This window comes from Solibacillus sp. FSL R7-0668, from assembly GCF_038006205.1.
In the GTDB taxonomy this organism is placed as follows: Bacteria; Bacillota; Bacilli; order Bacillales_A; family Planococcaceae; genus Solibacillus.
The window spans coordinates 1754862-1771087 of the sequence record NZ_JBBOUU010000001.1 but is presented as its reverse complement, the minus strand read 5'-3'; the positions used below and the strand labels follow the sequence as shown (position 1 = coordinate 1771087).

The following is a 16226-nucleotide window of genomic DNA, read 5'->3' as shown; positions in this document are numbered from 1 at the left end:
CCTATAAAACGAATGCATCAGTTGCTTCGAATAATTCATTTACCTCCATTACACGATCCGCAAACTTATTGACCACGTTCACATTCACCGCATTAAATAAGTTGGTTAAAAGGATTGCTGTGCATTCAAATTGTTTTTTCTTTTTCGTCGCATTGAACTCATCAATAAAGCGTGTCGATAAAAAACTCGAGCCATCTGTTACGAAAAGGATATCTGCTTCCTTAAATTCACTTTGCAAAAGGATGTTTAATGATTCGCGTAACGGCTGCTCATAATTTGTGCCACCCCCTAAAAAGCGCTGGCTAAATGCCATTAAATCCCGTGTCGTTGCTTGTCCTTTCCGAAAGATTTGAATCTCCCCGACTGTGCTAGCAAAGGGAATAATCGCTAAATCACGCTTTTGCTTCTTGGCAATGGTCAGGAGCGCGATACAAAATGCCTTACTTTGCTCTTTAATCGAGGTCATAGAGCTACTTTCATCCATGCAAATAATCATTGGTCCTTTTCCCTTTTGATTCTTCCCCACCGGATCATAGACAAGTGTTTGCGATTCACTGAAACGGCGCATAAAATCCAGCTTGCTAGGCGCCATCACATAGTTAGCAAGCTCTGTTGGCAATAATCTCGAAACTTCTTGTCCAATGGAGATATTTTTCCGTTCCATCGTTTGTATCTGTTTTTCTTTTTGTTTTTTCATCGCGATTCGCTTAAAGCGCCCCACCAAGTCGGCTATTCGCTGTAATTCCTTGCTGGCGCGTAATTTTTCAGCTAGATCAAATTGATCACATAGTGGGACGTATTCGAACTTTTTGCCGTCCATCGTTCCAATTGCCCTAATTAACTTCTTTGTATGGTGAATTTTTTTCTTATTTTGGTGAATGATTGTTCCGATAGACTGTTCACTAATGCGCTTCAGTCGTTGCTTCACTTGTTGCTGTGAGGTCAACATTTCTTGATCGACCGTTTTTATGCGTTCTTCATAAAGATGCTTTTGGCGTCGGTAGGCATCCTTCATAATGTCTGTTGTAGACTCCTTTATTTTTTGCTCCAACTCTTCAATACGCTTTTTAGCAAATGTATGCTTACGCTCCACCAACCTTTGATTATGCGCACTTAGATTCATGTTCTGAGTGTCTTTTATTGCCTTTAGTAATTGATCTGCCATACTGATTGCGGTCAGCACACTTAGCAGCTCGTCCCCTTTTGTTAGCTGCTGCCATTGAAGATATTCATCTTGCTTCAACAAGTTCGAAATAAAATCATATTGGCTTTCATCTATTTGCTGTGCTGTTTTCAAAAGTGTCGGGTCTTTGCTAAAAAATGCATACCATGTATCCCCGATATAATTTGTGAAGCCGGTCAGTATTTTTTCGCCTTCCATGCAGCTATCCGCCAAAAGCTTGGCCATTTTTACTAGCTCATTAAAGCGCGCTTTTTGCAAATGGCTTATATCGAAAAGTGATCGGCTATACAAGACAACTATATTTTCATCCATATAATTCCCCACCTACTATAAAAAATAAAGTACAACCAACTAAAAACCGATCACATCTGATGTCATTTGTAATAAGCGCTTATGCATGTCCACCTTTAAATGCTGAAGCTCCGGGCGATTGGGAATTTGCCGGTTCATATTTTCCACTTCCATGTATAAAGTTTTTCCTTGCATTAGTAAATGACTCAGTTGCGTACGAGCAAGCGCTGTTTTATTTTGCATCGTGTTTTGTGCTGTCATTAATAGCGTTTCGAATTCGGTCGTTGTTCGATGGATAAAGGCTTCGACTGTATCAAATACCGTTTCATTTATAATTTCCTGTGTCGCATTTTTTTGATCAATCGTTTCCCACAAAATATTGCCCATAATAGCCAAATCAGAGCGTATTACGTGGGAACGGCCCGCTAAATAAGCCTTTGCTCGTAAAATGGATAGCGATTGCTTGAAGCGTCGGTCAGATGGACGAATGGCCGCATCATGTAATGCTTGCCGAACTTTCGCGATTGCTTGATAAATCGTATCGGATATTGTAACGTTAGCAACCTGCTCTTGATGTGCACATAGCTCCTGCATCGTCATTTTTGGTATTACGATCGGATTTTGGTCCTTTAACATGGCAATAAAGGAATCTGCCTCACGGATATAATTCACTTCGTAGCGTAGTAAAAAGCGATCAAATAACGCTTCTAGCCCTTCCCCCTCTTCAATATACTCATTTGAAGAGCCGACAATTGTCATCAATGGTGAGGGCACGGGCACGCCGTTATTATAAAAAATACGCTCATTAATTAACGTTAATAAAGAATTTAAAATAGCTGAATTGGCTTTGAAAATCTCATCGACAAATGCGAAATGGGCTTCTGGGAGCATGTTCGAAACATTACGCTTATATACTCCTTGCTCTAAATCCTTTAGCGACAGAACACCAAATAATTCTTCAGGCGTACTGAATGGGGTCAGTAAATGCTGAAAATAATGACTTTCCTCGACAATCTCGCCAAGCATGGATGACAGTATGCTCTTCCCTGTTCCAGCAGGTCCAATAAATAGTAAATGTTGTTTTGAAAGTAAGGCGGTCAGTAACGCTTCAACCTCCTCTTCACGGTCATAAAAATACTCATTTAATCTTTGTTGAATCATTTGTAATTGCTTAGCCAATTTTGCACATTCCTTTCAATCAACTTCTTATTCGATTCCGTAAATGAATACAATTACTTTATTACTAATGTGATACATGTCGTACATAGTTTTTAAACCTTTTACAGGTAACTATACCCCTAATCAATTTGTATAAATCATGAGGTCATTCACTTTACATAACTTTTGTATGATGTTTTTAGTGGAAAATATAATATTTATGATTAACTTATGCATTTTCCGTGAACATATAACATATAGCATGTTTAGGGAGGGGTTCTATGGCGATAATTAAAGTGTCTACCTCTGTTTTTTCTTTGATTAAAACAGTCGAACGCGCCGTACAAAAAGCGAATTACGGCGATGAAATCTTAGTGGCTGCCGGTAAATACAGGGAATCCATTTCAATACAACAAGATGTAATGATTACCGCAAAGGTTGCAGAGCATGTTGTCATAGAAGGGATTGTCATTGTTCCTAAAGCTACACATTTAACTTTAGAAAATATTACCCTTCACCCGACGACACAAATCTACGTCGAAGGTACCATTACACTCACCAATTGCGTGCTAAATGGCTCTATGTCCACTGTATTATTATCATTAAACGGTGGGAAAGCACATGCAGAAAAATGCAAATTTATCGGGGCGAAGGATGTAGCAGTCGCATTGCTAAATAAAAGTTCGGCAACCATGAGCAATTGCTATTTCGAAAGCAACGAAAAGACACATATACTCATGGATCAATCTTCAATTGAATTAACGAACTGCGAGCTCTTAAAAGCCGAGCATGCCCTTTGGTTAAAAAATACATCCATCGCAACATTAAATCATGTCAAAATGCATCATCATACAGGCACACAACTGATTATTCAAGCTTCCTCTACTCTTCATATGCAGGGATGTGGACTTGAGCATGGTGAAGGTAATGGTATATATGCAGCAGAGCAATCAAAAATTCGAATACAAAATACCGTCATTCAGCATCATGCATTACCGCAGCTATGGATCCAGAGTAGTCAGCTTCATTTACTAAACAGTCGAATTGAATATGGCAATGAATCGGGTATCATGCTGCGTGAATGTTCAGAAGCAACGATAACGAATACATCCTTTGCCTTTCATAAAATTGCAAATGTACAGCTCACCTTGGAGTCGCTGCTCAATATGACCGATTGCCAAATATACAGCTGTCAAGGCGTCGGCGTACAATTAAAAGATAAATCGATTGCTAACTTTAATGAGTCAATATTCGCGGCTAATGCATTACCGCAATTATTTATATCCGAGCAGTCGATCTGTACACTGAAAGACATAACCATTAAAGAAGGCAAGCAGGTCGGGATTTTTGTAGAGAAAAATTCTTCCTGCTCCGTCGTGACGAGCACGATTAGGAATCAGGAAAATACTGCCATAACCGTCATCAATGCGGAGATGTTTGTTTTGGATTCTGTCATTCAGCAAAATAAAGGAAATGGCATATTAACGGTCAACGGTGCGACTACGACAATTGAAGGCTGCAAGTTCGACAATAATGAAATGCCCCATATTGCGGGTAAGGACCATGCCAATGTGTCGATTACACAGAGCGAATTATTCGGAGGCAAAGGGATTTTTATGGTGGATAGCTGTGAATTGGATATTTCAGAGACTACGATTAAAGATGGTACGGGTGTCCAAGTGGAAATTGTCGGACAAACGAAGGCATCTATTGTGAAATCACGCATTAGTGGTGGTGATAGTAACGGCATTAAAGTAATGAAGAATGCCACGATGCATATAACCGAAAGTCAGATAACGACCCATAAACTACCACAAATTATCGTCAATGATAGCTCCGTCATATTCAAAAACAGTGAATTATTGCATGGCGAAAAGAACGGCTTTATTATCGAAAACCATGCCGAGGCCTTTATTCAAGATTCCTTTATTTCCAATCATCTGTACCCTCAGATTTGGATTGATTTAGATTCTGCTGTCGAGCTTTCTGCCACACAGCTAACAGAGGGGCATGAATCCGATATTTATGTACAAAACAACTCGACACTCCATGCCCAGCATTGCATTATTCAAAATGATAAATATCATTTTAATGTACAAGCGGTAAACCATTCGAAAATAGACTTAGTGCATACGACCATTGAAAATTCTCTTGGCAATATTTTTTACAGCGAAAATAATAGTCACATTACCCATACACTTGATGAGCTAAATTAATCGGATTTAATGGATTAAGAGTTAAAGCCTACGAATCTTTGTAGGCTTTTTAATTTGCGATTTGATATGCGCATTCCTCTGTGCACACCAATGAAATTTCTATTAAAATAGGCGATAGACATTTGCTTTCATCGTATTTTATGAGACAATAAATCGTTAGAAAGGAAGTAATTGATTAAAATGACGATGTTAAAAGAAATCACGCCAAGTTTCGATCCATGGGAAGCTTACTTAGATGTCGAAAAACATGGGGGCTTAACATTAACTAATATTGAATTTACAACGACTACATTATGTAATATGCGTTGTGCTCACTGCGCTGTCGGTTATACATTACAAACAAAAGACCCAGAGGCATTACCAATCGAATTAATTTTACAACGGTTAGATGAAATCCCCAATTTATCAACAATTTCTATTACTGGTGGAGAACCAATGATGAGCCGCAAATCTGTACGTGAATATGTATTGCCCCTATTAAAATACGCACATGATCGCGGCGTCCGTACGCAAATGAACTCAAATTTAACAATTGACGGAGAACGTTATCTTGAAATCGCACCTTATTTAGATGTGCTCCATATTTCTCATAACTGGGGCACAATTGAGGAATTTGTCGAAACAGGCTTTGCGATGATGGAACGAAAACCAACATTTGACCAACGTGCCGCGCTATTCCAACGCATGATTGACAACGCACGCATGCTTGCAGAAAACGGAGTTATGGTCTCTGCTGAAACGATGCTAAACAAAAAAACATTGCCGTACTTAGAGCATATCCACAACCAAATTATTAACGAAATGAAATGTACTCGTCACGAAGTACACCCTATGTATCCCTCTGATTTTGCAAGCGCCTTAACATCGCTTTCATTAGCAGAAACACGTGAGGCGATCCACCATTTACTTGACATTCGTGATGAAAATACATGGATGCTGTTCGGGACGTTACCATTTTACCCTTGTAGCCCATCTGAGGAAGATCAGCTATTATTAGCACGCTTACGAGCAGCAAAAAACGTCTCCATGCGTAATGATCCCGATGGTCGTTCTCGCTTAAACGTCAATATCTTTACAGGTGATGTTATTGTTACGGATTTCGGGGATACACCTGCGCTCGGTAATATTAACACCGACTCACTCCCTGATATTTTTAACAAATGGATGGACACCGATTTAGCCAAGAGCTTGAACTGTCACTGCCCTGCTGTAAAATGTCTCGGACCCAATGTTTTAGTTAAAAACATGTATTACGAAGACCAACAGTTTATTAGTGGCTCGGTGAAGGAGATTCGAGTCACATCTAAATAAAGATACAAAAAATAAAGAGCGGAACAAGGGCTAATTGGCACCTATTCCGCTCTTTTTTTATACTTCTAGTAAATTTGGTAGTTCAGGAATTTCAGATAGGATATCCGATTCCGTTAAGCTCAGTCCGAATAATTTGAATTTCCCTTCAAAGTCCATCTGTGTCAATAAATCATCTGCATCTGTCACATTTAAACGTTTATACAATGCTTGATGTGTCAAATCAATGGCACAAATACATTCGATTGTATTTTGAATATGCGTTTTTTCCTGTTCAGAAATTGGTAGCTGCTGCTCTAGTAAATAAGGCATGATGGCATCCATTAAAAAGCCCTGTGCTTCTACAATACAGTTAAACTCTGTTAATTTATTCGCATAGGATTTTAAATAACTGCGTTCACGTTTGCGCTGAATATTTAAGTCGCTTACCTGCCCTTGAATTTGAACGAGACGTTTCTCTGCAAGCTCATTTAATCGATTTTGAACGATGTATAAATTTTTTAGTACGAACTCCTCATATTTACGAATTAGTTCGACTTTTTCAGCTAGCTGAGCTTGTATTTTATTCAATGATTGGATTCGATCTAACATGATCCCCTGTGCTTCTTCTTGTGGAAGTGGGAAGGTTAAATTTTGGTTCGTTTGCTTTTTATATTGCTTTTCAAAGCGAGCATATTCCATCGTATAATCGACATGCAGCTTGCGATAATCGCGTACATTTTTTTGATAAAGTACGGCAATTTCCTCGTATTTCTCTACTAAGGTATCACGTAAATACAAATCACTCGCTAATTTTTGCAGTAATTGATAAAGCGTTTGAACATCTTTAAATACTTTGCTCACACTTGCATATTCCTCTTCGTACGCCGAAATCAATGCCAAGTCACGCTGTTTACGTGTAAATTCTAAATCTGAATCCGAATGATATTGCTCCACATTGGCAAAAGCCGAAGCATAAGGCTCACGGAGCGGAATGAGCTCGACTTCTTTTCGTAAACGCTCCAGCCAATTCATAAATTGCTCCATAACATTGCGCGTTTTCTTTTGTTGATTATCCGCTAGCTCTTGAATTAACTGGGTAAGCTGTGTAATACGCGAATCAATGAGTAGTTGGCTATTATTCGTTTTACGGCCTTGCAATGCTTGAAGTGCCGAAACCGCAACAACATGTCCGATATGTTCACCATAGACATTCTTTTCTTCTTGGATAAACTGCTCTACTTTATGATCGAGCTGATCAATCCCATTAACGACTAAATTAGCAGTAATTCCTAGTGTATTGAGCTTTTTAATAAAGTTCACTTCATCATCTGTAGCAGATGAACCAGCTCTTAACACAAAGAATACTTCATCCACTCGTTGCAATAAGCTTTGGGAAAAGTATGCTGTATTATTTGCCCCAACTTCAAGTCCAATAGAGTCGATAATTGTCACATCTTTTAATAAATCATGTTTAATATACACTTCTAAATAATCAATATGCTCGCGAATAATTTGAGCACTTTCACTATTAGAAATCGTTAGGAGCTTTAATTTCGAAATATCAAAAGTGGCCACCATACCATCTAAAAAGATTGCTTTTATGCACTCCTGTTCACCATATTTGATAAACGTATTGACATATGTTGGCTCGTTTTTATTATCCTCTAATAGGCTTCTTCCTAATAGGCCATTAATTAATGTTGTTTTGCCGACGCGCTCTTTTCCCAAAATTAACATGATTGGCTGACTAGTTGCATCCTCAATAATGCGATTTAGTCGATTGGTCATATCTTTTACATATGTATTTTGCGACAATATTACGTGGAGCGGCTTTAAGCGTTCGATAAATTGTTGCAAATTTGTTTGGGTGTCATTTGAATTATTTAGTGATAATACTGATTCTGTCATCCGCTTAAACTCCTTTATTCATCTAATAATTTCATTATACGCATAGAAATTTTTCCTTGAATATTATTTTTTGGAAAAAGGAAGAAATTGATTCATGTTGCTCAATTATTTTTGTCATAATTAGGAATTAACTCCCGATTTATTTCATTATACTTTAAAATTTATGTTGAAAATACATCTAGATGTCTTACTTTAGGCAGAATGAACTGTGTCAAATGAAAACATGCGGTTTACTCAATCAGGTAGCCGCATGTTTAGGTTGTTCTGCAAATTGAACGTTTCGTTTTTGGAACGCTTGTGATAGCAGTGGCAATTTTTCGTATGATCATTGACCATTCCTACCGCCTGCATAAACGCATAACAAATTGTACTCCCGACAAATTTGAAGCCATCCTTTTTCAATTGCTTACTCATACGGTCACTCAGCTCCGTTGTTACGGGTACATCTACCATTCGCTCCCAATGATTAATAATCGGCTGACCATCGACAAACGACCAAATATAGTTTGCAAATGAGCCATGCTGTTGTTGCATATTCTGATAGCTTTTGGCATTTGTCACAACACTCGCGATTTTTAAACGATTGCGAATAATGCGTTCATCCTCTTTTAATGCTGCAAGCTTTGCCTCATCATAGCGCAAAATTTTTTCCACATCAAAACCATCAAAAGCGGCACGATAACCCTCTCTCCGTTTTAAGATTGTGAGCCAATTGAGTCCCGCTTGTGCCCCTTCTAAGCAGAGCATTTCAAATAATTTTTGATCGTCATATACCGGCTCACCCCATTCTTCATCATGATAGTTCACATATAGCGGTTCATCTAATTTTACCCACGCACAGCGCTCCATTTTTCCACCTGATTTCTACTATTTTTTTCACTGTAATGCAAAAGCTTTGCCTATGCAAATTTCTTGTGTTATATTCACCTTACGAACGTCAGGAAGGTGAAGTTGATGACAAGGGCAAAATTAATACAAGCCGCATTTCATAATTTTGGTGAGCATGGCTATAATGGTGGCTCACTCGCACAAATCGCAGAAGAAACTGGCATTAAAAAACAATCCATCTACACTTACTTTAAAAGTAAAGATGAATTGTATCTCGCCATTTACGAAAGAGCGATGCTAAATGAACTTGAATTTATGAAGGCAGCTATGACAAGCTATGCACAACAATCGATTGAAGAAAAATTACTGCCACTTCTACAACAAGTAGAACAGCGTATGGGACAATATGTCGAGACAAAATTTTTTATTCGTTCTACGTATTTAACACCTCCGCATTTAGCACAAACATTAACAAAGCTAACGTACTATTATTTAGATTATTTAGAGCAATTATTTGAAGATTATTTCACCACACAGCACATAACCGTTAGCCCTCAGGAAGCAGCCATTAGCTATTTGGCCTTATTAGATAGTCTATATGTTGAAATGCTCTATGGTGGAAATGAGCGATTTTTAAAACGGTTACACGCTAGCTGGAAAATCTTTTATAAAGGCATAACAAACTAGGAGCACATCATGACAAAATATTGGTTATTAGTAATATTGGCAGGTATCATCGAAATCGGCTGGGCAATGGGATTAAAATATGCCAACACCCTTCCATTATGGATTGGTGTCATTGCACTGATCGTTTTATCCTTTTACGTATTAATTATCGCAACAAACAAACTACCCGTTTCAACGGTTTATGCTGTATTTACAGGAATCGGGACTGCTGGGACGGTCATTGTCGAGACCTTTCTATTTGTCGAGCCCTTTAGCATGATCAAAGTTGGGTTTATCGCTTTACTATTAGTCGGCGTCATCGGCTTAAAATTACTTTCAAACGAAGAAGAAGCGAGGGATGCATAATGGCTTGGTTCTATTTAATAGTAGCGGGTCTATTTGAAGTAGGTGGTGTTATCGGCATGAATAAAGTCGCACTGAAAAAAAATATCGCTTCATTCACCATTATGTTTGGTGCGTTTGCATGTAGTTTTACCTTTCTGGCATTAGCGATGAAAACATTGCCACTGGGGGTATCCTATGCAGTCTGGACAGGGATTGGAACGGTTGGGGGGACACTCGTAGGAATGCTCTTCTACAATGAATCCAAAGACTGGAAACGTATTTTATTTATTTCTTTTATCATCATTGCGGTTGTTGGATTGAAGATAACGCAGTAGAATAGTGTACAAACACCTAAGCGTAAAAACGGGCTCGTTGTTTTTACGCAATTTTTATGACGGAGGACTAATCGCTCACTATGAAGTATTTATTCGAAGCAATCCCGATTCCGTTAAGCGGCGTTATGCTTGCCTTTTTTTCACTCGGGAATTTATTGCATGAATTACAGATTACAAATGCCGCACATTTTAGCTTCTTTTTAGGCATCGTTCTGTTTCTTTTATTACTAGGAAAGTTAGTATTTGCTACAAATTCGGTTGTTACAGAAATGCAAAATCCCATTATTGCTTCGGTATCCCCTACATTTACGATGGGGACATTAGCGCTTAGTAGTGGCTTACATTATTACGGAATAAGTAGTTCCATCATCCATACACTTTGGATTTTAGCAGCAGCAACACAAATTTTTATTATTTGTTATTTCTTTATTACGTTTATATGGAAAAAGAAAATTACCGTTACAGATGTCTTTCCGAGCTGGCTTATTTTATTTGTCGGAACGGCTGTCATGCCACTAACAGCAAAAGATTTATCAGGAGGCTTTACACAAGGCATTGTCATTTTTGCCTTTTGTGCGTTTTTGATTGTGGCACCAATCGTTATTTTACGTGGCTTTATTCGCAATGATTTACCAGAGCCAACAATTCCGATGCTTGCGATTTTATCCGCACCGGCATCACTTATTTTAGCGGCATATTTAGAGCAATTTCAACACGCAATCGGCATCATCATTGCTTTATATGTCGTTGCTCAGCTGTTATTTTTATTAGTAGTATTGAAACTGCCTTCGATGTTGAAGCTCCAGTTTTACCCAAGCTATGCAGCGATGACTTTCCCACTTGTCATTTCAGCAACTTCGACCAATGCAGTGCTTCATACGGTTGAATTACAGGGCATGACGAAAAGTATCTTGACAAGCTATTTTTACATACAGCTTTTCCTGGCCGTATGTATTGTAGGCTATGTACTCATCCGCTATATTAATTATTTAAGCATACAAGTACGAGCAAAATCCCTGCAAGCGATGTCAGAAGAAGTGTTGCCTCAAAATAGCACGAAATAAGATCGTATAACAGGACCACCAAAAGAAAAATCTGCACCAAAACGAAACATCCCCCCTTTCTTCTACGTATAGTATAGAAAGGGGGTTTTTCGATGCAGAAATGGATTGTTGTTGGCTTCGTCGTACTGACAATACCTGCGATTGTATACATATGGCTCGGCAACGAAATGGATAAAGCAACAGAAAAAAAGGCTGATGGTTCGAATGACTACGCTATTATTTTAGGCGCAAAAGTAAAGCCAGGCGGTATTCCATCCTTATCATTACAATACCGCTTGGACGTTGCGATTGAGTATTTACTACAATATCCGCATGTGACGGCCATTGTTTCAGGTGGGCAAGGTGCTGATGAAGACCAAACTGAGGCTTCAGTTATGTATGATTATTTAGTGCAAGCTGGCATCGATGCAAAGCGAATTTTAATAGAAGACAACTCAACTTCAACCTTTGAAAACCTGAAATTCTCTCAACAGCTCTTACCTGAAAACACGAGCGCCATCACCATTATTTCAAATGACTTCCATTTAAAGCGTGCGACTCTACTAGCTACTAAACTAGGTTTAAATTCAGATGTCATCGCCGCACCTACACCAAAAGTTGTTAAGCTAAAATCGCGTGTTCGAGAACGCGCAGCACTTTTAAAAGCCTATCTACTAGGTCAATAATTTTACAAGTGGAGGCTATTTCGTTATTGTTGCTAGTAACGAGGTGAAAATAATGAAACTTAGTATTTTAGATCAAGTGCCGATTTCTAAAGGAATGACATCCACAGAGGCACTCGCAAATAGTGTAAAAATTGCACAGCTTGGTGATGAACTGGGCTATGAACGTATGTGGTTTGCCGAGCATCATAACACGACGACACTTGCAAGCTCCGCACCAGAAGTAACTGCCGCCTACATTGCCGCAAAAACGGAGCGTATTCGTGTAGGAACAGGTGGCATTATGATGATGCATTACTCGCCCTTTAAAGTGGCCGAGGTGTTTAAAACATTAGCTGCGCTCGCACCGGGTAGAATTGATTTTGGTGCTGGCCGTGCTCCTGGTGGAGATATGCCTGCTATGACTGCTTTAGCGAGTGGGCGACGTCCTGATTTAACAGAGCAATACGATAAACTTGAGATAATTCTACGTTTAATGAACGATCAGCGTACAGGAGAAGCGGTATATGATCAAGTTGTCGCAACGCCTTTTAAAGTCCAATTACCAGAAGCCTGGTTGCTCGGCTCTAGTGGTCAGAGCGCACGACAAGCCGGTGCAGCAGGGGTTGGTTACTCGTTTGCACAATTTTTTAACGGGCAAATGTCCAAATCTATTTTTGATGCGTATCGAAATAGCTTTCAACCTTCCTACTATATGGAAAAGCCGAATATTATTACAACTTATGCCGTCAGTGTTGCAGCAACAGCTGATGAAGCCGAATATTACTCGATGCCTATGCAAATTAGTCGCTTAAATTTAATGCGCGGCAAGCTATTAAATGTCCTCTCACCAGAAGAAGCAAACGACTATCCGTTAACGGAAATGGATAAAATGATACTCGAGCAAAACCGCCATTTAATGCTAATTGGTTCTGCTGAGGATGTCGCAGCGCAAATAGTAGAAGAACAAGCGGAATACGGGTTTGATGAAGCTATGATTAACAGCAATCTCTATTCGCTTGAGCAACGTATAAACAGCTACACATTACTTGCAAAACAGCTTATCAAATAACGAATAAAGCGTGTCCCCGGTTCGACAGGGACACGTTTTTTTAGATATTGGCAATTTCAATTGGTGATTGTGGTGTAATTTGTGCCACAATAATGCTGTTAATCGCATTAATATACGCAAATGCCGAAGCCTTTAAAATATCCGTATCTGCCGCTTTGGCAATGTATTGTTCCCCGTCAAATTCAACAATAATTTTGACTTTACCAAGCGCCTCTTGTCCACGAGAAACTGAACTAATATTATACTCTACTAATTTCACTTTAATCTCCGTGACATCTGCAATCGCTGAATATAGGGCATCAATCGGACCGGAACCGACAGAGCTTGCCTTATATACTTCATTCCCTTTACGGATTTTGACACTGGCATTTGGGAAGGTTGAATTAGCGATAATTTGTAAGTCCTCTAAATCATAAAATTGGTCCTTATAGGATTCTTTGTTTGGATTGTTTTTATCAGATTTTTCATAGTAATTTTCAACGATGACATATAAATCATGATCATATACTTCCTTCTTGGAGTCCGCTAGCTTTAAGAAGCCTTCGAAAATTTCCTCGAATTCTTCTTCAGCAAAATCGGCAAACCCAAGTTTGGATAATGAATTTTTTACAGCATGACGACCAGAACGTGCGGTTAACACAAGTTCCATATCATCTAAGCCCACATCTTCAGGGTGCACAATTTCATAAGCATCACGTGATTTTAATAGACCATCTTGATGAATACCAGATGAGTGTGCGAAGGCATTGTCTCCTGTTATTGCCTTGTTGACCTGTACATCTAGCCCCATAAAGCTTGAAACGAGACGAGATGTGTTGATAATTTCCTTCGTATTAATATCGGTAAATACATTATAAACATCGCCGCGCGTTTTGATCGCCATCACAACCTCTTCTAGAGCCGCATTTCCTGCTCGTTCGCCGATACCATTCATGGTCACTTCGATTTTGTCTGCCCCATTTTTTACAGCAGCAAGTGTGTTGGCAGTTGCCATCCCTAAGTCATTATGGCAGTGTACAGAAAGCAGTACCGAATCATCTAGGTTTTTCATGCGATAGTTTAACTTCGCAATCATCTCACCCCATTGCTCCGGCTCTGCGTAACCAACTGTATCTGGCACGTTAATCATTGTTGCGCCCGCCTTCATCACCGCTTCAATCGTTTTCCATAAATATTCAAAATCGGAGCGTGATGCATCCTCTGTAGAATATTGTACTTGTGGTAGTAGTGTTTTCGCGTATTTCACAGCATCTACGCCAATTTGTAAAATTTGATCCTTTGACTTACTAAATTTCTTTTCAACATGGATATCAGACGTTCCTAGCACCATATGAATCATTGGATTTTGTGCATACTTAACGGCGTTATAGACCGAATCAATATCATTTTTCACCGCTCGGGCAAGTGCCGTTATCATAATATCCGATGTATTCCCTACTTTTTGTGCGACGGCCTTCACTGCATCAAAATCGCCTTGTGACGAAGCAGGGAATCCGGCTTCAATAATGTCAACGCCTAGTTTTTTGAGCTGTTGAGCAATTTCTACCTTTTCATATAAGTTTAACTTGGCTCCTGGCACCTGCTCGCCGTCACGTAATGTTGTATCAAAAACCCAAATTTTTCGACTCATCGTAAATTCCCCTTTTCATCTAAATAATTTTGACTATGAAAGCGCGAAACTAAAAAACCCCGCCCCTAAACGGATTTCTCCGAATAGAGACGAGGTTGAACTCGCGGTACCACTCTAATTGAACGTCGAGACGCTCCACTTAAGGCCCTTGTAACGGTAGGCTCCCGACTTCCCTACTAGCATTTCAGGTCGTATGCTCCTGGACGAGTTCAATAGTTGTATCCACCAGTTTGCACCAACCACTGGCTCTCTCAAGGTATACACACCATTTACTACTTCCAATCAACGCTTCCATGTACTCTTGAAATGTAGTGTAATCTATAGTGTAGTAATAAGTCAACTATTATCTGAAAATTTTAAATTCGATCTCCGTTAAAGATTGAATTTTTCACGACAACATAATCTACTGTGCGAATTGAGGCTAATGTTTTGCCACCCGCATAAGAAATCGAAGACTGTAAATCTTGTTCCATCTCTGTTAACGTATCGAAAATTGAACCTTTTGAATCGACATACATCTTTTTACCTTCTACGTTTTTGCGCTCACCTTTTTGGAACTCTGACGCTGATCCGAAGTATTCTTTTACTTGCTTGCCGTCCACTTCCACCGTTTTCCCTGGTGATTCTTCGTGGCCTGCAAATAACGAACCAATCATCACCATTGAAGCACCGAAGCGAACAGACTTTGCGATATCGCCATGTGTACGAATACCACCATCTGCGATAATTGGTTTTGATGCAGCCTTTGCACACCAGCGAAGTGCCGCTAATTGCCAGCCACCTGTGCCAAAGCCTGTTTTAATTTTAGTAATACATACTTTACCAGGACCTATTCCTACTTTTGTTGCATCTGCGCCAGCGTTTTCTAATTCACGTACGGCTTCAGGTGTACCGACATTACCCGCAATGACAAATGTATTCGGTAAATGATTTTTAATATGACTAATCATATTAATAACTTGGTTGGAATGACCATGTGCAATATCGATCGTCATAAATTCAGGGACAAGCTGCTCATCAGCTAGTTGCTCAACAAATTCATATTCCTCGTCCTTCACACCAACAGAAATCGAGGCAATTAATCCTTTTGCCTGCATATCACGGACAAATTGTGCACGCGTATGCGGGTTAAAGCGGTGCATTATATAGAAATAGCCTTGAGACGCTAATTGTTCGGCTAATTTTTCATCTAAAATTGTTTGCATATTGGCTGGGACAACCGGTAATTTAAACGTATGATTCCCTAATTTCACAGTAGTATCACATTCTGTACGGCTTTTCACAATACATTTCGCCGGTACTAATTGAATATCCTCATAATCAAAAACTGTATCCATCATTTGACAACACTCCTAAACACGAACGTTTATATATTTTTTTGTTTACTCATTCGCCATTAGCTACTTTACAAGATGATGAAAGCGTTGTCAACAATAAAGACGAATTTTATAAAAAAATTCCCGATCAATGTTCGGCTTTTCGTTTACTTCCCTATCCAGCACTATTTTAACCCGTTTTCATTAAACAATTCATTTCATCCATAATTTGCAATATTTCTAAAACAGTGATTCACTATCATTAACTTAAGTTAGGAGTCGA

At 39.1% G+C, this 16226-nt stretch carries 14 protein-coding genes and 1 other annotated feature; of the genes, 8 read left to right on the top strand and 6 right to left on the bottom strand.

Annotated elements, in window-relative coordinates; translation table 11 throughout:
* Position 1: 1 nt before the first annotated feature.
* Complete coding sequence (locus MKX47_RS08570; RefSeq protein WP_340773024.1) at positions 2 to 1495, bottom strand: vWA domain-containing protein; 1494 nt, start codon at positions 1493 to 1495, stop codon at positions 2 to 4.
* 39 nt (positions 1496 to 1534) lie between these two features.
* Positions 1535 to 2653, bottom strand: a complete 1119-nt coding sequence (locus MKX47_RS08565; protein WP_340773020.1) for an AAA family ATPase — start codon at positions 2651 to 2653, stop codon at positions 1535 to 1537.
* Between the two features lie 260 nt (positions 2654 to 2913).
* Here MKX47_RS08565 and MKX47_RS08560 point away from each other — a divergent pair, with 260 nt between their 5' ends.
* Together MKX47_RS08560 and yfkAB are read left to right on the top strand one after the other, a co-directional pair.
* Entirely contained in the window at positions 2914 to 4848 is a 1935-nt protein-coding gene (locus tag MKX47_RS08560) for a right-handed parallel beta-helix repeat-containing protein (RefSeq protein ID WP_340773017.1), read from the top strand.
* Between the two features lie 180 nt (positions 4849 to 5028).
* Positions 5029 to 6159 (top strand): radical SAM/CxCxxxxC motif protein YfkAB, encoded by a 1131-nt coding sequence (gene yfkAB / locus MKX47_RS08555; RefSeq protein ID WP_445683577.1) that lies wholly within the window; start codon positions 5029 to 5031, stop codon positions 6157 to 6159.
* A gap of 57 nt (positions 6160 to 6216) precedes the next feature.
* Here yfkAB and MKX47_RS08550 read toward each other — a convergent pair whose 3' ends face one another.
* Positions 6217 to 8046, bottom strand: a complete 1830-nt coding sequence (locus MKX47_RS08550) for a dynamin family protein (RefSeq protein WP_340773013.1) — start codon at positions 8044 to 8046, stop codon at positions 6217 to 6219.
* Between the two features lie 234 nt (positions 8047 to 8280).
* Positions 8281 to 8895, bottom strand: coding sequence for a DNA-3-methyladenine glycosylase I (locus MKX47_RS08545; RefSeq protein WP_340773011.1), 615 nt, complete (start codon positions 8893 to 8895; stop codon positions 8281 to 8283).
* 105 nt (positions 8896 to 9000) lie between these two features.
* On the opposite strand from MKX47_RS08545, the gene MKX47_RS08540 reads away from it, so the two are divergent.
* From MKX47_RS08540 to MKX47_RS08515, 6 genes are all read left to right on the top strand, one after another.
* Positions 9001 to 9561, top strand: a complete 561-nt coding sequence (locus MKX47_RS08540) for a TetR/AcrR family transcriptional regulator (protein ID WP_340773008.1) — start codon at positions 9001 to 9003, stop codon at positions 9559 to 9561.
* 9 nt (positions 9562 to 9570) lie between these two features.
* Positions 9571 to 9906 (top strand): DMT family transporter, encoded by a 336-nt coding sequence (locus MKX47_RS08535; RefSeq protein ID WP_340773006.1) that lies wholly within the window; start codon positions 9571 to 9573, stop codon positions 9904 to 9906.
* Positions 9906 to 10220, top strand: coding sequence for a DMT family transporter (locus MKX47_RS08530; protein ID WP_340773004.1), 315 nt, complete (start codon positions 9906 to 9908; stop codon positions 10218 to 10220). The genes MKX47_RS08535 and MKX47_RS08530 overlap by 1 nt, the downstream gene beginning before the upstream one ends.
* An 80-nt stretch (positions 10221 to 10300) precedes the next feature.
* Entirely contained in the window at positions 10301 to 11284 is a 984-nt protein-coding gene (locus MKX47_RS08525; protein ID WP_340773001.1) for a TDT family transporter, read from the top strand.
* 92 nt (positions 11285 to 11376) lie between these two features.
* Positions 11377 to 11949, top strand: coding sequence for a YdcF family protein (locus tag MKX47_RS08520; protein WP_340772999.1), 573 nt, complete (start codon positions 11377 to 11379; stop codon positions 11947 to 11949).
* A gap of 52 nt (positions 11950 to 12001) precedes the next feature.
* Complete coding sequence (locus MKX47_RS08515; protein WP_340772997.1) at positions 12002 to 12997, top strand: LLM class flavin-dependent oxidoreductase; 996 nt, start codon at positions 12002 to 12004, stop codon at positions 12995 to 12997.
* Between the two features lie 40 nt (positions 12998 to 13037).
* On the opposite strand, the gene MKX47_RS08510 is transcribed toward MKX47_RS08515, so the two are convergent.
* Together MKX47_RS08510 and guaC are read right to left on the bottom strand one after the other, a co-directional pair.
* Complete coding sequence (locus MKX47_RS08510) at positions 13038 to 14627, bottom strand: 2-isopropylmalate synthase (RefSeq protein WP_340772995.1); 1590 nt, start codon at positions 14625 to 14627, stop codon at positions 13038 to 13040.
* A gap of 82 nt (positions 14628 to 14709) precedes the next feature.
* Positions 14710 to 14922: a binding site (T-box leader), on the bottom strand.
* A gap of 61 nt (positions 14923 to 14983) precedes the next feature.
* A complete protein-coding gene (gene guaC / locus MKX47_RS08505) occupies positions 14984 to 15964 on the bottom strand; it encodes a GMP reductase (RefSeq protein ID WP_340777765.1) in 981 nt (326 codons plus the stop codon).
* Between the last annotated feature and the right edge of the window lie 262 nt (positions 15965 to 16226).

Excerpts from the sequence above, each read along its gene's own strand:
- MKX47_RS08515 (WP_340772997.1), top strand. The coding sequence starts at position 12,002 with ATGAAACTTAGTATTTTAGATCAAGTGCCGATTTCTAAAGGAATGACA.
- MKX47_RS08540 (WP_340773008.1), top strand. The coding sequence starts at position 9,001 with ATGACAAGGGCAAAATTAATACAAGCCGCATTTCATAATTTTGGTGAG.
- MKX47_RS08530 (WP_340773004.1), top strand. The coding sequence starts at position 9,906 with ATGGCTTGGTTCTATTTAATAGTAGCGGGTCTATTTGAAGTAGGTGGT.
- MKX47_RS08525 (WP_340773001.1), top strand. The coding sequence starts at position 10,301 with ATGAAGTATTTATTCGAAGCAATCCCGATTCCGTTAAGCGGCGTTATG.
- MKX47_RS08535 (WP_340773006.1), top strand. The coding sequence starts at position 9,571 with ATGACAAAATATTGGTTATTAGTAATATTGGCAGGTATCATCGAAATC.
- MKX47_RS08550 (WP_340773013.1), bottom strand. The coding sequence starts at position 8,046 with ATGACAGAATCAGTATTATCACTAAATAATTCAAATGACACCCAAACA.
- MKX47_RS08560 (WP_340773017.1), top strand. The coding sequence starts at position 2,914 with ATGGCGATAATTAAAGTGTCTACCTCTGTTTTTTCTTTGATTAAAACA.
- MKX47_RS08545 (WP_340773011.1), bottom strand. The coding sequence starts at position 8,895 with ATGGAGCGCTGTGCGTGGGTAAAATTAGATGAACCGCTATATGTGAAC.
- MKX47_RS08570 (WP_340773024.1), bottom strand. The coding sequence starts at position 1,495 with ATGGATGAAAATATAGTTGTCTTGTATAGCCGATCACTTTTCGATATA.
- yfkAB (WP_445683577.1), top strand. The coding sequence starts at position 5,029 with ATGACGATGTTAAAAGAAATCACGCCAAGTTTCGATCCATGGGAAGCT.
- MKX47_RS08510 (WP_340772995.1), bottom strand. The coding sequence starts at position 14,627 with ATGAGTCGAAAAATTTGGGTTTTTGATACAACATTACGTGACGGCGAG.
- MKX47_RS08520 (WP_340772999.1), top strand. The coding sequence starts at position 11,377 with ATGCAGAAATGGATTGTTGTTGGCTTCGTCGTACTGACAATACCTGCG.
- guaC (WP_340777765.1), bottom strand. The coding sequence starts at position 15,964 with ATGGATACAGTTTTTGATTATGAGGATATTCAATTAGTACCGGCGAAA.